Annotated in this window: 14 protein-coding genes; 7 read left to right on the plus strand and 7 right to left on the minus strand. The window is 61.4% G+C overall.

Features of this window, described 5'->3' with window-relative positions:
• Positions 1-91: 91 nt before the first annotated feature.
• The 5 genes from DFO46_RS00345 to DFO46_RS00365 form a co-directional block, all read right to left on the minus strand.
• Complete coding sequence (locus DFO46_RS00345; protein ID WP_342588658.1) at positions 92-733, minus strand: helix-turn-helix domain-containing protein; 642 nt, start codon at positions 731-733, stop codon at positions 92-94.
• A gap of 61 nt (positions 734-794) precedes the next feature.
• Entirely contained in the window at positions 795-1,142 is a 348-nt protein-coding gene (locus DFO46_RS00350; RefSeq protein ID WP_120275929.1) for a hypothetical protein, read from the minus strand.
• Between the two features lie 212 nt (positions 1,143-1,354).
• Positions 1,355-1,966 (minus strand): response regulator FixJ, encoded by a 612-nt coding sequence (gene fixJ, locus DFO46_RS00355; protein ID WP_120275930.1) that lies wholly within the window; start codon positions 1,964-1,966, stop codon positions 1,355-1,357.
• Positions 1,956-3,332, minus strand: a complete 1,377-nt coding sequence (locus DFO46_RS00360) for a PAS domain S-box protein (protein ID WP_245422587.1) — start codon at positions 3,330-3,332, stop codon at positions 1,956-1,958. The genes fixJ and DFO46_RS00360 overlap by 11 nt, the downstream gene beginning before the upstream one ends.
• Before the next feature lie 554 nt (positions 3,333-3,886).
• Positions 3,887-4,819: a DMT family transporter gene (locus tag DFO46_RS00365; RefSeq protein ID WP_120275932.1), complete on the minus strand. Its 933-nt coding sequence runs from the start codon at positions 4,817-4,819 to the stop codon at positions 3,887-3,889.
• A gap of 273 nt (positions 4,820-5,092) precedes the next feature.
• Here DFO46_RS00365 and DFO46_RS00370 point away from each other — a divergent pair, with 273 nt between their 5' ends.
• Genes DFO46_RS00370 through DFO46_RS00400 form a run of 7 tightly spaced genes read left to right on the plus strand, consistent with a single transcriptional unit; the run spans position 5,093 to position 13,757 of the window.
• Positions 5,093-7,249, plus strand: coding sequence for a NosR/NirI family protein (locus tag DFO46_RS00370; RefSeq protein ID WP_120275933.1), 2,157 nt, complete (start codon positions 5,093-5,095; stop codon positions 7,247-7,249).
• Between the two features lie 35 nt (positions 7,250-7,284).
• On the plus strand, positions 7,285-9,213 hold the full coding sequence (gene nosZ / locus DFO46_RS00375; RefSeq protein WP_120275934.1) for a TAT-dependent nitrous-oxide reductase: 1,929 nt from the start codon (positions 7,285-7,287) through the stop codon (positions 9,211-9,213).
• Between the two features lie 3 nt (positions 9,214-9,216).
• Positions 9,217-10,545, plus strand: coding sequence for a nitrous oxide reductase family maturation protein NosD (locus tag DFO46_RS00380; protein WP_120275935.1), 1,329 nt, complete (start codon positions 9,217-9,219; stop codon positions 10,543-10,545).
• Positions 10,511-11,410, plus strand: coding sequence for an ABC transporter ATP-binding protein (locus DFO46_RS00385; RefSeq protein WP_120275936.1), 900 nt, complete (start codon positions 10,511-10,513; stop codon positions 11,408-11,410). The genes DFO46_RS00380 and DFO46_RS00385 overlap by 35 nt, the downstream gene beginning before the upstream one ends.
• The gene (locus DFO46_RS00390; protein WP_120275937.1) at positions 11,407-12,228 is read left to right on the plus strand and encodes an ABC transporter permease subunit; all 822 of its coding nucleotides are present in this window, start codon (positions 11,407-11,409) and stop codon (positions 12,226-12,228) included. Before DFO46_RS00385 ends, DFO46_RS00390 begins: the two co-directional genes overlap by 4 nt.
• Positions 12,229-12,236: 8 nt before the next feature.
• The gene (locus DFO46_RS00395) at positions 12,237-12,836 is read left to right on the plus strand and encodes a nitrous oxide reductase accessory protein NosL (RefSeq protein ID WP_205908171.1); all 600 of its coding nucleotides are present in this window, start codon (positions 12,237-12,239) and stop codon (positions 12,834-12,836) included.
• A 3-nt stretch (positions 12,837-12,839) separates the two neighbouring features.
• Positions 12,840-13,757 (plus strand): FAD:protein FMN transferase, encoded by a 918-nt coding sequence (locus DFO46_RS00400; RefSeq protein ID WP_120275938.1) that lies wholly within the window; start codon positions 12,840-12,842, stop codon positions 13,755-13,757.
• 155 nt (positions 13,758-13,912) lie between these two features.
• On the opposite strand, the gene DFO46_RS23720 is transcribed toward DFO46_RS00400, so the two are convergent.
• The gene (locus DFO46_RS23720; protein WP_147412724.1) at positions 13,913-14,308 is read right to left on the minus strand and encodes a hypothetical protein; all 396 of its coding nucleotides are present in this window, start codon (positions 14,306-14,308) and stop codon (positions 13,913-13,915) included.
• Positions 14,309-14,312: 4 nt separating this feature from the next.
• Positions 14,313-15,965, minus strand: coding sequence for a dihydroxyacetone kinase subunit DhaK (locus DFO46_RS00405; protein WP_120275939.1), 1,653 nt, complete (start codon positions 15,963-15,965; stop codon positions 14,313-14,315).
• Positions 15,966-15,973 lie beyond the last annotated feature (8 nt).

The following is a 15,973-nucleotide window of genomic DNA, read 5'->3' on the forward strand; positions in this document are numbered from 1 at the left end:
CGGCGAAAACGGATGCGCCTTCAATGCTCTATCTCTTTGTTTTCACGCAATTTCGGACGCAAAACCGCTTCGCACTTTTGCTGGACTTGCTCTAGTTGCTCAGCATCCGAAGCTTTTCGGGTTTCACGATCTCGATGCTGCGGGCATTGCGCAGCCTGACGATCCCCATATCGCGGAGTTTCGAGATCGTGCGCGAAACGGTTTCGATGGTCAGCCCCAGGTAGTCGCCGATGTCGATGCGGCTCATGGGTAGGTCGATCACATCCGCGCCGCCCTCGCGATCGGCGAGGTCCACCAGGAAAACGGCGATTTTCTCGAGCGAACTCTGGCGGCCGACGACCAGCAAGTGTTCCTGGGCGCGAACCATGGCTTTCAAGGCAACGCCGACCAGGCGGTCGTTGAGCTGGCCGCCGGCGTCGCGTTCGATGGAGATCAGACCGGTGTTCACCATGGCCTCGGCATAGAAGCTGTGGGTGTCGTTGATCTCGAAGCCGAAGGTCTCACCGACGAGGTGAAAGGCGACGATCTGACGGCGGCCATCGGCCAGCAGGCGGTAAATGCGCACCGCCCCATATTCGATCTGATAGAGTGAACGCGTGCGTTCGCCCTGGGCGTAGATCACGCAATCCGGCGCATGAAAGATCACGGGCCTGATATGCGCCTGGCTCCGCGCACGCGGCGGGGCGGAGATACGCGAATTGAGTGTGATCGAAGCGGCGGTCTGCATCGGCATGTCCCCTCTGGTTGAGGAGATCATGTTGGATCGGAGGCTTTGTCGCTATTGAGTTCTTCCACTACGGGTTCTTACGTAGGGCCGATACGGCATTGGCAATATCCGGTCCCTTGAGGGGCTTGGACAGCACACAAATGTCGTCCGGGTTCACGCCCTCGTAGTCTCTGTCGTCCTCGGCGAGCAAGACGACTTTTACGCCGCGGCTGGCCAGGCTGAGGCCGGCCGTCAGATCGGCGGGCGGGAGGCAGGTGTCGAGAATGACGCATTGCGCATGACTGATCGCCTCGGCAGCCATCGTCCAGTCGTTGAACTGCTCTACTGTCTGGCCGTGCGTGTTGAGGGCAAAGCTGATCGACCGCAGCAAGGCCGGGTCCTTGACAACAGCAACAATGGCAGACAGCGTGGACAATCGGATCTCAGAAGCTCGGTCGTGATCTTTCACCAAGCTTCATGATCGCATATTGGCAGATGCACGACCTTGTCATGGATCAAGCGTAAGCCGGATTGCGCGAGAAATCGGCTAGAGAATTTCCGGTGAAAAGCCGATTACCTGAAATTCTCTATCTATTAGTTTTTCCGCAGTCCGGACGCAAAACCGCTAAGAGAACTTTGCTGGACAGGCTAGATGCTGACGGTCAGCGACATGCGCACCAGTTCCGGCAGGCTGCGTGCCTTCATCTTCGTCATCACATTGGCGCGATGGACTTCGACGGTCCGCGGGCTGATGTCGAGATTGAAAGCAATCGCCTTGTTCGGCTGCCCGGCCACGACTGCTGCCAGGATCTGCCGTTCTCGTTCGCTGAGGCTACCCATGCGTGAGCGGATATCGTCCACGCTCACCGTGCCCGCAGAGGAATCAGCCAGTTTTTCGGCCGCCCGTCGCACCGCTTCGATGATCACGGCCTCTTCGAACGGTTTCTCGATGAAGTCCACGGCGCCAGCTTTCATCGCTTCGACAGCCATCGGGATATCGCCATGCCCTGTCACGATGATCGAGGGTATCGGTGGCGAGATGCTCGATATCTTGCGCACCAGGTCCAGGCCGCTCATGTCGGGCATGCGCATGTCCGTGATCAGGACTGCGTTGCGAAGGCTCTGGGCAATCTCCGAAAAGGCGGTTGCGGTCGGATGAAGCCTCACGCCGAAACCGTTCACCGTGAGCATGAACGCCAGCGATTTGCGAAGTGCCTCTTCGTCATCAACGATGTGGACGGTAAAATCGTCAGGCTGCATTCTGGCCCTCGTCGTGCTGCAAAAGGGTAAAACTGAAACAGGCGCCGCCAAGTTCACTTTTGGACACGGTCATCTCTCCGCCATGGGCTTCGACGATCCGCCGGGAGATCGACAAGCCGATCCCCATTCCTCCTGCCTTGGTGGTTGTGAATGGCTTGAAGATATCCTGAGCGACTTCAGCAGATATCCCGGGACCGGAATCCTCAACTCTGACCGTCAGCAGGTCCATCTTGTCCGAGCGGACGCTGACGCGGATTTCCTTGTTTTCCGTCTGCTTCATCGCCTCGATCGCATTGCGCATGAGGTTGGTCAGCACCTGCTGGATCTGGATGCGGTCGACAAAGACCTGATCATTGTCTGAGGTGAAATCGAACACAGTGCGCACGCCCTTGTCCCGTGAGCCGACAAGCGCCAGCGCTCCGGCCTCTTCCACGAGTTGGCGCAGGCTCTCCGTGCGCTTTTCCGTCTCGCCCTTGGTGACGAACTCGCGCAGATGTCGAATGATCTGCCCGGCGCGGATGCTCTGTTCTCCCGCTTCCAGCAAGGCGTCGCGAACCTGGATATCGCGATCGTCGACCGCGTTCTGCAACAAACGCGCACAGCCATGCACATAGTTGGCGATAGCCGACAATGGCTGGTTCAACTCGTGCGCCAGCGTCGACGCCATCTCGCCCATCTCGTTCAATCGGCCGAGCCTTGCGAGTTCGGTCTGGATCTCCTGCAGGCGCGCCGCGGATTCTTCTCGCTCCGTGAGGTCGCGGACAAACCCGGTGAAGAACCGTTTTCCGCCGCGTTTGATCTCGCCGACGGCAAGCTTCATCGGAAAGGTCGAACCGTCCTTGCGCTGGCCGACCACGACCCGGTCGACACCAATAATCCTCTTTTCGCCCGTTTCCATGTAGCGGCGCATGTAGCCATCATGCTCCAGGCGGTAGGGCTGAGGCATGAGCAGCTTCAGGTTTTGACCGATCGCTTCGTCTTCCGAATAACCAAACTGACGGACGGCTGCGGAGTTGAACGAAATGATGATCCCGTTCTCGTCGCTGACGATGGTGGCATCGAGCACGGTGTCGAGGATCGACCCAAGCCGCGCCTCGCGGTCGTCCAGTGCTTCCTTCAGTTCCGACTGCGTGTCTCGATTTTTGTCTGATCGCCAGGCAAGCCAGACAATAAGCGCGGCTAAGACGGCAAGCGCGCCTGTTTCGAAGCCCGCTGTTTCGGGGAGATGAAACTGACCGGAAAGGAGCCAACCGGTGAGGCCCAAGATAGCTGCGAGCAGGGCCGGGCCCGCCCCGCCAATCAGAGCTGTGGCGACGACCGAAATCGCCAGAAACAGGGAGAGCGTTTCCGAAGCGGCGTCGCCCATGGCAAAACGTGCGCCACCGATGGCCGCTACCGTTCCGACAACCGCGACGACATAGCCCCGCGCGTTGGGGAGCGATCGGGTGTTCCTCTTTTGCGAGTTTACCATAGCGACCGTGATTTCTAGTTCACTTTACCGAAGCGATTTTGCGCGGGCCGTCATCCGCACCGGTTGCGAACGATTCGCCATTCGTGAGCGGCAACCTAGCCCCTGCCTCCGCTTGATAGAAGTCAAAAAGTGATCCTCATCAGTATTCTCCACCTCCCCAAAGGAGTGGGTTGCCGTGGGCTGCAAGGTGGCAGTCAGACGGCGGCGATCGGCTCGCCGAATGCGGTTTTTTGGTTTGCCGAACACGATGGATGCAGCTTTGTTCCCGCCTGCCTTTGCCATGCTGTCCGGTTCGACAGAGTTGAACGCAGAGGGGTAACGAGCCTCCTGCATGGACCAGTCAGGATAGTCTTCGCATTGCTGCGCGTCACTTCGATGACATCGTGCTGCGGTGCAAGGTGTGCTCGGTCATCGTTGCGCTGGCGCGGGTAAACAATGTGTCTGCAAGCTCATGGGGCCTTGCTCTTTGAGGGCGAGGCCCGCCGCTTTGCTTCGAGTGCCGCAACGGCGGCCCCCGATAGGACGAGCGGCAGGGCGAGGAGAAAGGGATGCGTCAGCGGCTGACCGAACAGGACGAGATCGGCCAAGATCGGCCACAGGATCGCCAGATATTCGAACGGGGCGAGGCGCGAGGCTTCCGTGTAGCGGAAGGCCAGCGTCATGCAGATGTGTGCAAAGCCTCCGAAAATGCCGGCGCCGACGAGACACAGCAATTGGGATAGGCTCGGCGCTGCCCAGCCGAATGGGAGCGTCGCGATGCCGCCGATCATGGATGCTACGACGAAATAAAATGCGATGGCGCCTGTACTTTCCGTTCGGCTGAGGCTGCGCACCATAATCAGAGCGAATGCCGTGAGCAGCCCCATCGGAAGACCGAAGCCGAAGCCGGCTAGACGTGTATCATCGACCGTTGCTTGACCAAGTTCCGGCCAGACGAGTGCCACTATGCCGAGAGTGCCCAAGATGACCCCCGCGATCCGCCAGACCGTTGCCCGTTCCGAAAGGATGAGGACGCCCGCAATTGCCGTGAAAACGGGAGAGAGATAACCTAGGAGGGTTGCCTCCGCGAGTGGCAGGCGGGCAATCGAGGCGAAGGACGCAAACATGGCTGCCGCGCCGAGTGCCGATCGCAACAGGTGATCGAGTGGACGCCTTGTCGCCAGTCCGCCTGGAAACTCCCCTCGTATCCAGAGGAAGCAGACGAGGGGTGCGAGCGCGAATGCCGACCGGAAGAATACGATCTGGCCCACGGGCACATCTGCAGAAACCGCTTTGACGAAAACAGCCATCGCCGCAAAGAGTGCGCCGGAGAGTATGCGCAGCATGATGCCGAGGGCAGGGCGGTCCAGTTGTTCCGGCTTCGCGCTGCTCTCATTCTTCATATGCCACCGCCACCGACTGTAAAAACGCGAGATGAGACCCGGATCTGCCGGTCGCCGAGGCGTGCAATGTCATTGTTTGCCGGGGAAATCGAGAGGTTGACCCGCAGTCTGCGGGCCGTCGGCAACCGTCGGCGGCTCTCGGATCACCCAACTGATATGCCGCCTTCCAGTCGCCTGCAATCATTCAAGAATTGCTTCGATGCTTGATCTGGCGCAACGATCCTGAACCCGGAAGACGCCAATGCTCCTGCAACGATTTGCGGGAAATCTGGAATGAAACTCTTCCGTCTGGTTCTTTTGCTCTGTGCCTCTCTCTGCCTCGCTTACTCGGCTAGCGCGGCATCGGTGCTGCAAAAGTATCTGCCGGCGGCCAAGGTCTCCGATCTGGTGCCGGGGGCAGACGGCTTCGGTCCCATCCGCGCAGATCTGCCGGTCGCGCCCGTACTGAAGGGCGGCGAGACTGTGGGCTGGATCTTCCTCACCTCGGATTTCGTCGGCACGACCGGCTATTCCGGCAAACCCATCCACACCCTGGTGGCCGTTGGTCTCGACGCCAAGATTATCGGCGTGCAGCTGGTGAAGCATTCCGAGCCGATCGTCCTGATCGGTATTCCCGAAGCCAAGGTCAAGGCGCTGGTGTCGGGCTATGCAGGACTGGACCTCGCCGCCGAGGCGAAATCCGGCGGTACGTCCCACGATGTGGATATCATCTCCGGTGCGACGGTCACCGTGATGGTGATCGACGATTCGATCGTGCGCTCCGGCCTGAAGGTGGCGCGGGCGCTCGGGCTTGGTGGCCTGACGCCGGAGAGCGACCAGGCCGGCCCACGCTTCACGGTCAATGTCGATGCGTCTGCGCCGGTCGATTGGACCGAGGCGGAGGGAGACGGGACGATCCGCCGGCTGTCGCTGGACGTGGCGCAGGTCAATGCCGCATTCGCCGAACATGCCGATGTGCGTGCCCGCGAGCGTGCCCTGACGGAGCCGCCTGAAACCACCTTCATCGACATGCATGCGGCGCTGGTCTCGGTGCCTGCCATCGGCAAGGCTCTCCTTGGCCCGGCCGAGGAGGCCAATCTAAAGAGCTGGTTGAAGGAGGGCGAAAGCGCCATCGCCATCGTTGGCAGGGGGCTCTACTCGTTCAAAGGCTCCGGCTATGTGCGCGGCGGCATCTTCGATCGCATCGTGCTGATCCAGGATGACGTTTCGGTGCGCTTTCGCGACCGCGATCATCGCCGCCTGGGCGGGATCGCACTGCCTGGAGCGCCCGAATTCTCTGAGATGGACCTCTTTCGCATTCCTGCGAATGTCGGCTTCGATCCGAGCAAGCCGTTCCGTATCCAGCTTCTGGCGCATCGCGAGGTCGGGCCGATCGAGAAGGTTTTTCATACCTTCGAGCTTGGCTATCAGCTGCCGCAGACGTATCTGAAGGCCGTCGTCGCCCCTCCCGTCGAGGTCAAGGCCGTTGCCGAGCAGGACGAGGGCTCCGCCCAGGCGGATCTTTGGAAGCGTATCTGGCGCGACAAGACGCTGGAGATCACGGTGCTCGGTGCCATGCTCTTCGTGCTGACGGCGGTCTTCTTCTTCCAGACCTATGCCGTCAGAAACGCCCGCGCCTTCTACATCTTCCGGATCCTGTTCCTGACGGTGACACTGGTTTTCCTCGGCTGGTATGCCAATGCCCAGCTCTCCGTGGTCAACCTGATGGCCCTGTTCGGTAGTCTCGTCACCGGTTTCAGTTGGCAGGCTTTCCTGCTCGATCCACTGACCTTCATCCTCTGGTTCTCGGTGGCGGCGGCACTTCTGTTCTGGGGGCGCGGCGCCTATTGCGGCTGGCTTTGTCCCTTCGGCGCGCTGCAGGAACTGACCAACCAGATCGCCCGCAAGCTGCATATCCCGCAATGGACCCTACCCTGGGGACTGCATGAGCGCCTGTGGCCGCTCAAGTACATGATCTTCCTCGGTCTGTTCGGCGTCTCGCTGATGAGTGTGGAGCAGGCCGAGCACCTGGCCGAGATCGAACCCTTCAAGACGGCGATCATCCTGAAGTTCATCCGTGCGTGGCCGTTCGTGGCCTATGCCGGCGCCCTTCTCGTTGCCGGCCTGTTCGTCGAGCGTTTCTACTGCCGCTATCTCTGCCCGCTGGGTGCCGCACTCGCGATCCCGGCCCGCATGCGCATGTTTGACTGGCTGAAGCGCTACCACGAATGCGGAAATCCCTGCCAGACCTGCTCCAATCAGTGTCCGGTGCAGGCCATCCACAAGACCGGCGAAATCAATCCGAACGAGTGCATCAACTGCCTCCACTGCCAGGTGCTCTACCAGTCCGAAACCGTCTGCCCCGTGGTGATCAAGAAGATGAAGTCGCGGGCAAAGCTAGCGGCAAGCCCGGGCGGGGCACCGATCAACCAATCCGCAGCCAAAGTCTAACTGAAGCCAAATCTAACCGAAGGAGGACATCGACGATGAAAACCAAAGAAACCAAGGGCCTGAGCCGGCGAGAGCTGTTCAGCGCCACGGCCGGCAGTGCCGTTTTGGCCGGAAGCATGGGAGCCGGCGCACTGGGCCTCGGAGCCGCCGTCATGGCGACACCGGCGCTCGCGGCCGCGGAAGGCGACGGCTCTGTCGCGCCCGGCAAACTCGATGACTATTACGGCTTCTGGTCCTCCGGCCAGACCGGTGAAATGCGCATTCTTGGCATTCCCTCGATGCGCGAGCTGATGCGCGTTCCGGTGTTCAACCGTTGCTCGGCCACCGGCTGGGGCCAGACCAACGAATCGATCCGCATCCATCAGCGGACGATGTCCGAGAAGACCAAGAAGCAGCTCGCCGCCAACGGCAAGAAGATCCATGACAATGGCGATCTTCACCACGTCCACATGTCCTTCACCGAGGGCAAATATGACGGCCGCTTCCTGTTCATGAACGACAAGGCCAACACCCGCGTCGCCCGCGTTCGCTGCGACGTCATGAAGACCGATGCCATTCTGGAAATCCCGAATGCCAAGGGCATCCATGGCATGCGTCCGCAGAAATGGCCGAAGACCAACTACGTCTTCTGCAACGGCGAAGACGAAGCGCCGCTCGTCAATGATGGCTCGACGATGACGGATGTCTCCACCTATGTGAACATCTTCACGGCCGTCGATGCCGAAAAGTGGGATGTCGCCTGGCAGGTCAAGGTGTCGGGCAATCTCGACAATTGCGACGCCGACTACGAAGGCAAATGGGCCTTCTCCACCAGCTACAACTCCGAAATGGGGATGACCCTCGAAGAGATGACCAAGTCTGAAATGGACCATGTCGTCATCTTCAACCTCGCCGAAATCGAAAAGGCGATCGCCGCCGGGCAATTCGAGGAGGTCAATGGCGTCAAGGTGCTCGACGGTCGCAAGGAAGCCAAGTCACTGTTCACCCGCTACATCCCGATCGCCAACAATCCGCATGGCTGCAACATGGCCCCGGACAAGAAGCACTTGTGCATTGGCGGCAAGCTTTCGCCGACCGTCACCGTGCTTGACGTGACCAAGTTCGATGCCCTGTTTTACGACAACGCCGAACCGCGCAGTGCCGTCGTTGCCGAACCGGAACTTGGCCTCGGCCCGTTGCACACCGCCTTCGACGGCCGCGGCAATGCCTATACCTCGCTCTTCCTCGACAGCCAGGTTGCCAAGTGGAACATCGAGGACGCCATCAAGGCCTATGCTGGCGAGAAGATCAATCCGATCAAGGACAAGATCGACGTCCAGTATCAGCCGGGCCACCTGAAGACGGTCATGGGCGAAACGCTGGATGCTTCGAGCGACTGGCTGGTCTGCCTGTGCAAGTTCTCCAAGGACCGTTTCCTCAATGTCGGCCCGCTGAAGCCGGAAAACGACCAGCTGATCGACATCTCCGGCGACAAGATGAAGCTCGTGCATGACGGCCCGAATTTTGCCGAGCCGCATGACGCGATCGCGGTTGCTCCGTCGATCCTGCCGAACATTCGCTCGACCTGGGATCGCAAGGATCCGCTCTGGGCAGAGACGCGTAAGCAGGCCGAAGCCGATGGCGTCAATATCGATGAATGGACGGATGCGGTGATCCGCGACGGCAACAAGGTCCGCGTCTATCTGACCTCCGTCGCTCCGGCTTTCAGCCAGGAGAGCTTCACGGTCAAGGAAGGCGACGAAGTCACCGTCATCGTCACCAATCTCGACGAGATCGACGATCTGACGCATGGCTTCACCATGGGCAATCATGGTGTGGCGATGGAGATCGGACCGCAGCAGACGAGTTCTGTCACCTTCGTCGCGGCCAATCCGGGCGTCTACTGGTATTATTGCCAGTGGTTCTGCCATGCCCTGCACATGGAAATGCGCGGACGCATGTTCGTCGAACGGAAGGGCGCCTGATCCATGTGGCTGCCCGTCCTCCTGTTCAGCCTTGTTCTCGCCTCGCCGCTGGCGGCGGCGGAGCACAGGGTCGCGCCGGGAACGGGCAGCCTTGCCGCCGCCATCGCCGAGGCAGCACCCGGCGATGTGCTGATGCTGACCGACGGGGCCTATCTGGGACCTGTCGTTGTCGATCGGGCGCTTGTCGTCACCGGCCCGCGCGGCGCTGTCGTCGATGGCCGGGGCTCCGGTAGCGTGATCACCATCACCGCCTCTGACGTCGCCCTCAAGGGCTTTACGGTCACCGGCTCCGGACGCATCAACCAGAACCTCGATGCTGGCGTGAAGATTGACAAGGGCGCAGATCGCTCCCAGGTCGAAGACCTGCTCGTGACTGGTAATCTGCATGGCATCGACGTGCATGGTGGCCGTGATGCGGTGGTGGCCCGCAACGAGATCATCGGCCTCGATAGCCCCCGCATGAACGAGCGCGGCAATGGCATCTATGTCTGGAACAGTCCCGACACCTTGCTGGAGAACAATGTCATCCGCTTCGGCCGCGACGGTATCTTCTCCAATGCCAGCTCGAACAGCATCTATCGCGGCAATCTCATGCGCGACCTCAGGTTTGCCGTGCATTTCATGTATACGCGCAACACCGAGGTTTCCGACAATATCTCGATCGGCAACCATCTCGGCTTCGCCATCATGTTCTCGAACCAGGCGAGGATCCTGAACAATTTCAGCCTCGGCGACCGCGAGCACGGGCTGATGCTGAACTATGCCAACAATGCCGACGTCACCGGCAATCTGGTGCGCGGCGGCACGAAGAAGTGCTTCTTCATTTACAACGCCCACAAGAACCTGATCTGGAACAACCGTTTCGAGGGGTGCGATATCGGCATTCACTTCACCGCTGGCTCTGAGAAAAACGTGCTGACCGGCAATGCCTTCATCGCCAATCGCGAACAGGTTAAATATGTCGGCACCCGCAACATGGAGTGGAGCCATGAGGGCAGGGGCAATTTCTGGTCCGACCATCCGGCCTTCGATCTGAATGGCGACGGCGTTGCCGACAGCTTTTATCGTCCCAATGACGTGATGGACCAGATCCTCTGGTCCCAGCCCGCCGCAAGCCTGTTGATCGGCTCGCCAGCCGTCCAACTCGTCCGCTGGAGCCAGCGGGACTTCCCCGCCACGCTCCCGGGCGGCGTGCGCGACAGTGCGCCGTTGATGCGGCCCCTGACCATTGCCGTTCCGCCCGAAATCCTTGGTTACGAAACCCAGGCCGCCGGCCGCTGGGCCGAAGGACATTACGATGACACCGACGCTGACAATCTCTCGGCTCACTAAGCGCTTCCACTCCGTCGAGGCGCTGAACCAGGTCTCGCTGTCCTTACAGCCGGGAAAGCGCGCCGCGTTGCTGGGGCATAACGGCGCCGGCAAGTCGACGATGATGAAGATCATTCTGGGGCTGATCCCGTTCGACAGCGGTGACGTCACGGTCTGCGGCGAGGCGCCGGGCTCGGCTGCCGCGCGCATGCAGGTGGCCTATCTGCCGGAAAATGTCGCCTTCCATCCGGCGCTGACCGGCGAGGAACAGATCCGCCATTATCTTTCGCTGCGCGGTGAAAATCCGCGCAACGCGCCGGAGCTTCTGGCCCGTGTCGGGCTCGCCCACGCGGCGCGGCGTCGGATTGGAACCTATTCCAAGGGTATGCGCCAGCGGGTCGGCCTCGCCCAGACCTTGATCGGTCGCCCCCGTCTTCTGGTGCTCGACGAGCCGACGTCCGGCCTCGATCCGGTCTCCCGCCGGGATTTCTACGACCTGCTCGACGGTCTTTCGGCAGACGGCACCACGATCCTGTTGTCCTCGCATGTCCTGACCGAGGTCGAGGCGCGCACCGACAGCATCCTGATCCTGTCCGGCGGACAATTGGTAGCCGAGGGCACGCTTGCCGATCTGCGCGCTCGGGCCGCCCTGCCGATCATGCTCCTCGTTCGCCCGGCGGCAGCCCATGCGGCACCGCTCGCGGCCGCCTTTCCGGAGGCCGTTGTCGGCGCCGACGGGCTGCTGCACATCTCCTGCGCGCAGGCGCAGAAGCTGCCGCTGCTCGCCCGGATCACGGCGCGTGGCGCAGACGTCGCCGACTTCGACGTGATCCCGCCGAGCCTCGAGGATATCTACAGCCATTTCAGCCGGAGGGACGGGCAATGAGCCGCATCCTCGCCACCGGGATCACCGAATTCCGCATTTCGTTTCGCAATCGCTGGGTGCTGATCGCCACCGGCATGATGGTGCTGTTTGCCCTGGTTCTGGCCGCCGCCGGTTCTGCGCCGACAGGCGATGTTGGCGTTGATCGGCTGTCGGTCACGGTCGCCTCGCTGACGTCGCTGGCCGTCTATCTCGTGCCGCTTCTGGCGCTGTTGATGAGTTTCGATGCCGTGGCGGGCGAGGTGGAGCGCGGCACGCTGCCTCTGCTTCTCACCTATCCGGTCTCCCGCCTGGAGATCCTGCTCGGCAAGCTTCTCGCGCATCTGGCAATCCTGGCACTCGCCGTCACGCTCGGTTACGGCGCAGCGCTGGTGGTTGCGATCTGGTCCGATCCGGGCGCGATCCAGGGTATCGGCTCGCTATGGAGGCTGATCTGGTCCTCTGTTCTCTTGGGCGTGACCTTCCTGGGTGCGGGTTATGCACTGTCAGCGCTGGCGCGCCGTCCCTCCGGCGCTGCCGGTCTTGCCATCGCGCTCTGGCTGGTTGCGGTCGTGCTTTACGACCTGGCGCTTCTGGCGCTGATCGTGACGGATGGCGGCGGCGCCTTCACCACGCAGGCCCTGCCCGTCGCTCTGCTGGCCAATCCCGCCGACGCCTTCCGTGTCTTCAATCTCTCGGCAGGCGAGGCGGTGGCCGCTGCCGGCGGTATAGGCGGCGCGGCTGGTGCAATCCCGCTCTGGCAATCGGCCACCTCGCTGTTTGCCTGGCCCTTGCTCGCCATCGCGCTTGCACTCGCCGCGTTTCGAAAGGTCACGCCATGAGAGATCCATTGAAAGCACCGTTGAAAGCGTTGCTTCGCCCGATCCTCTTCATCCTCGGGCTGGCGCTGTTGGCCAGTTGCCAGCAAAAAACTGTGCAGGATACGACGCCGCAGGACATGACGGCCGAAACGCTCGGTCATTACTGCCAGATGAACCTGCTGGAACATCCTGGCCCCAAAGGGCAGGTGTTCCTCGAGGGCATGCCTGCGCCCCTGTTCTTCAGCCAGGTGCGCGACGTGATCGCCTATATGCGGGGACCAGAGCAGATGGCGCCCATCGTCGCCGTCTATGTCAACGACATGGGAGCTCCGGGCGCAACCTGGGATCATCCCGGTGACGGCAATTGGATCGCCGTCGACAAGGCCGTCTACGTCGTCGGCTCAACGCGGCAAGGCGGCATGGGCGCGCCGGAGACGGTGCCGTTTTCAAGCCGCGAGAAGGCAGAGGTATTTGCACGTGCCGAGGGGGGCCGGGTGCTGGCCTTTGCGGAGATCACCGACGACATGGTGCTGACCCCGATCCAAGTCAGGTCCGATCCGAACGCGGAGAGCGGCGATATCGATTTTGAGAACCGCCTGCGCGCCCTGCACAACAAAGCTGGAGGCTGAGCCATGCCGATAACCCGCCGCCGTTTGATCACGATTTCTGCCGCCTTGGCTCTTCTGCCGGCCGTGGCGCGGGCCGCCCCGCAGACCTCGAAACACTGGACCGGGCAGGCGCTTGGCGCGCGTGCCTCGATCCGAATCGACCATCCAGATAGTGAAGCGATTGCCGCCCGCGTGATGGCCGAAATCGATCGGCTGGAGGATATCCTCAGCCTTTATCGCGCCGATAGCGCGCTGTCGCGGCTCAACCGGCAGAGCCATCTTGCCGAGCCGCCCTTCGAGTTGCTGGAATGCCTGTCGCTGGCCAGCGCCGTGAACCATGCGAGCGGCGGGCGGTTCGATCCGACCGTGCAGCCGCTCTGGACGCTCTGGGCTGAAGCTGCCGTGCGTGGCGGGCGGCCGGACCCTGAGGCGATTGCGGCGGCGAAAGCCTTGGTCGGCTGGCATAAGGTCGAGCTGGATACGGCAAAAATCGCGCTACGGCCGGGCATGGCGCTGACGCTGAACGGCATCGGCCAGGGCTATGTCGCCGACCGAGTGGCAGCGTTACTGGAGGCCGAGGGACTGACGGACATCCTCATCGATACAGGAGAATTTCGTGCTCTTGGCGGCAGTCCAGAGGGGGGCGAGTGGCCGGTCCGGCTCGAAGCTAGCGGGTCTGTCGGTTTGCGGCAACGTGCTCTCGCTACTTCGTCGCCACTTGGTACGACATTCGACGCTGCAGGGCGGCAAGGCCACATTCTTGATCCAGCGAGCGGAACACCAGCACCGGCTATATGGCGCGCTTTGTCGATCTCTGCGCCCACGGCGGCGGTCGCAGACGCGCTTTCGACGACAGCATGCCTTCTGAAGGATATTGACCAGGTGGAACTCCTTGTCGAATTGTTCCCAGGGGCTCGAGTGGAGGCCGCAGATCGATGGTGAAAACTGTTCCATAATTATGCTTACCGCACACAGGGCTAGTTTTAGCGCCTTTCACGGGGTCTTTATTCAAGTCTCTGTACAATCAGGCCCCCGCAACCAACAATTCCAAAACAAATCCTTCAACCGCCTCCAATAAATGGGGCCGCTCTTTGCGTTTACGGCGGCAAAACTCGATGAAGATTGTGATTTTTTAGGTAAAACTGATAGGGCATTGAGATGACTTCGGCCTCGCAGCCATTGCGAAAGCTCTGACATTCACGGCTGAAACTACCTCGAATAGCATGAACGGTTGCCATGGCGCTCTCCAGATGATGCAGCGAAAGCTTACGGGCGGCGCGAGCAGTCAAGGCTGTGGGAACCCGCCGGCGCAAGTCGTCATAGCGCGGCCGTCGAATTTGTCTGGCCGCGTGGGTGACTCGTGATCCTTTTGAACATTCGCCTGTTTTATCCATTCGAACTGAGGACATGATTGCGGAATGGGCGATTAACACGGGTGCACACACTGGCGGCAGAATGTCGGATGGCACGCTCGGAGCCAGTTTCAGTGTCATGCTGTCACTCTGTGGTCTTGCCCTGTGATCTGCTATGTCGAAGGGCTAGAAACTCGAAAAGACGTGCGACGGCCTCTGCGCCGGGATCGATGTGACCTTCGATCTGCCGGGCGTTGATGTAAGCCGCTCGGCCGGCCCGGGCGTTGACATAGGTTGCGGTCAGGTTGGCTCCGGCGCGGGCCGCACTGGCGGCTGCTGCAAAACCCTTGTCATAGGCGTCCAGTGCGGGGGAGAGCGCATCGATCATCGTGCGGTCGCCGAGTTCTGCGCCGCCGATTTCCTGCATGCGGGCAAGACCAGCTTTCAGCGCGTCGCGCATGCCAAGCCCACTCGAGGCCCCATCGCCTGCCGCGGCAAAGAAGATCGCGAGCAAGACGCCGGAAGAACCGCCCATCGTCTGGCTGAGTTCCTGGCCCATGGCGCGCAGCAACTGCGTGTGATCGGCAAGCGGCAGCCGATCGAGGGCCTCGATCAGGGCGCGTGCGGCGCTTGAAAGGGTCGAGCCGGTATCGCCGTCGCCGGATTTGGCATCGAGGGCGTTGAGGTCCTTTTCGGCATCCATCAGAAGCTTGCAGCATTCGGCGAGGAACTGGCGGGTCGGCAGGTGCTGCGAGGCCAGCGGCGCGATTGGGGTCAGTCCGTCGGGCAGGGCGATGATGTTGACGGGCCGGATGGCCGTCACGCCCGGCCATGCCGCAAGGTCGACGGGCTTGGCCAGCAAGTCGAGATCGGCCTTTTCCGCCGGCATGACGGAGAGCGAAAAGCCATGCATGTCGAGCGAGGTCATCATCGATGCCGGTCCGACGATATGCGAGATGCGCGCGCCGATCGGCGACTGTACGAGTTCGTTGACGACAACGGCCATTTCAAGGACGGACGTGCCTCCGAGATTGTTCAGAAGCACCACATGCGGCTTCTCTTCCATGCCAGCAGCGAGCCTTTCCGCCATAGCGGCCACCGCGCCGCGGACGCCGTCATAATCGATCTGCTCGACACCGGCCTCGCCATGGATCCCAAGACCGAGTTCTGCACGTCCTTTTGGAATGCGGACTTCCTTCGGTGAACCCGGCACCGTGCAGGTGTCGAGTGAAATACCGATCGAGCGGGTGTTGGCGATCACCCGCCGGGCCGTGTCGATGACGGCATCGAGGCTCGCGCCGTTTTCTGCCATGGCACCGGCGATCTTGTGCACGAAGAGCGTGCCTGCGACACCGCGCGATTGCGGCAGATCGGGCAGGGCGATGTCATCGTCCACGATCACCATGCCGACATTGAGCCCGAAGGCGCGGGCGCGCTCGGCTGCGAGGCCGAAGTTCAGCCGGTCGCCGGTATAGTTCTTGACGATCAGCAGACAGCCGAGCGGGCCGGTGACTGCGAGGATTGCCGCCAGGATCGCATCGACACTCGGCGAGGCGAAGACATCACCACAGACGGCCGCCGTCAGCATGCCACGCCCGACGAAGCCGGCATGGGCCGGCTCATGGCCGGAACCGCCGCCCGAGACGATCGCCACTTTCGATTTGTCCCAGTCGGATCGCACCACGACGCGGATATGCGGATAGCCGTCGAGACGGCTCAAGGCTCCTGCCGAAGCCATGAGCACACCGTCGATCGCCTCGGTGACGGCATTTTCCCTGCTGTTGAGGAATTGAGACATGAGACCCT

The sequence above is a fragment of the Rhizobium sp. AG855 genome (assembly GCF_003610655.1).
Lineage (GTDB): Bacteria > Pseudomonadota > Alphaproteobacteria > Rhizobiales > Rhizobiaceae > Allorhizobium > Allorhizobium wuzhouense.

Excerpts from the sequence above, each read along its gene's own strand:
- fixJ (WP_120275930.1), bottom strand. The coding sequence starts at position 1,966 with ATGCAGCCTGACGATTTTACCGTCCACATCGTTGATGACGAAGAGGCA.
- DFO46_RS00345 (WP_342588658.1), bottom strand. The coding sequence starts at position 733 with ATGCCGATGCAGACCGCCGCTTCGATCACACTCAATTCGCGTATCTCC.
- DFO46_RS00380 (WP_120275935.1), top strand. The coding sequence starts at position 9,217 with ATGTGGCTGCCCGTCCTCCTGTTCAGCCTTGTTCTCGCCTCGCCGCTG.
- DFO46_RS00365 (WP_120275932.1), bottom strand. The coding sequence starts at position 4,819 with ATGAAGAATGAGAGCAGCGCGAAGCCGGAACAACTGGACCGCCCTGCC.
- nosZ (WP_120275934.1), top strand. The coding sequence starts at position 7,285 with ATGAAAACCAAAGAAACCAAGGGCCTGAGCCGGCGAGAGCTGTTCAGC.
- DFO46_RS00385 (WP_120275936.1), top strand. The coding sequence starts at position 10,511 with ATGACACCGACGCTGACAATCTCTCGGCTCACTAAGCGCTTCCACTCC.
- DFO46_RS00370 (WP_120275933.1), top strand. The coding sequence starts at position 5,093 with ATGAAACTCTTCCGTCTGGTTCTTTTGCTCTGTGCCTCTCTCTGCCTC.
- DFO46_RS00400 (WP_120275938.1), top strand. The coding sequence starts at position 12,840 with ATGCCGATAACCCGCCGCCGTTTGATCACGATTTCTGCCGCCTTGGCT.
- DFO46_RS23720 (WP_147412724.1), bottom strand. The coding sequence starts at position 14,308 with ATGACACTGAAACTGGCTCCGAGCGTGCCATCCGACATTCTGCCGCCA.
- DFO46_RS00390 (WP_120275937.1), top strand. The coding sequence starts at position 11,407 with ATGAGCCGCATCCTCGCCACCGGGATCACCGAATTCCGCATTTCGTTT.
- DFO46_RS00405 (WP_120275939.1), bottom strand. The coding sequence starts at position 15,965 with ATGTCTCAATTCCTCAACAGCAGGGAAAATGCCGTCACCGAGGCGATC.
- DFO46_RS00360 (WP_245422587.1), bottom strand. The coding sequence starts at position 3,332 with ATGGGCGACGCCGCTTCGGAAACGCTCTCCCTGTTTCTGGCGATTTCG.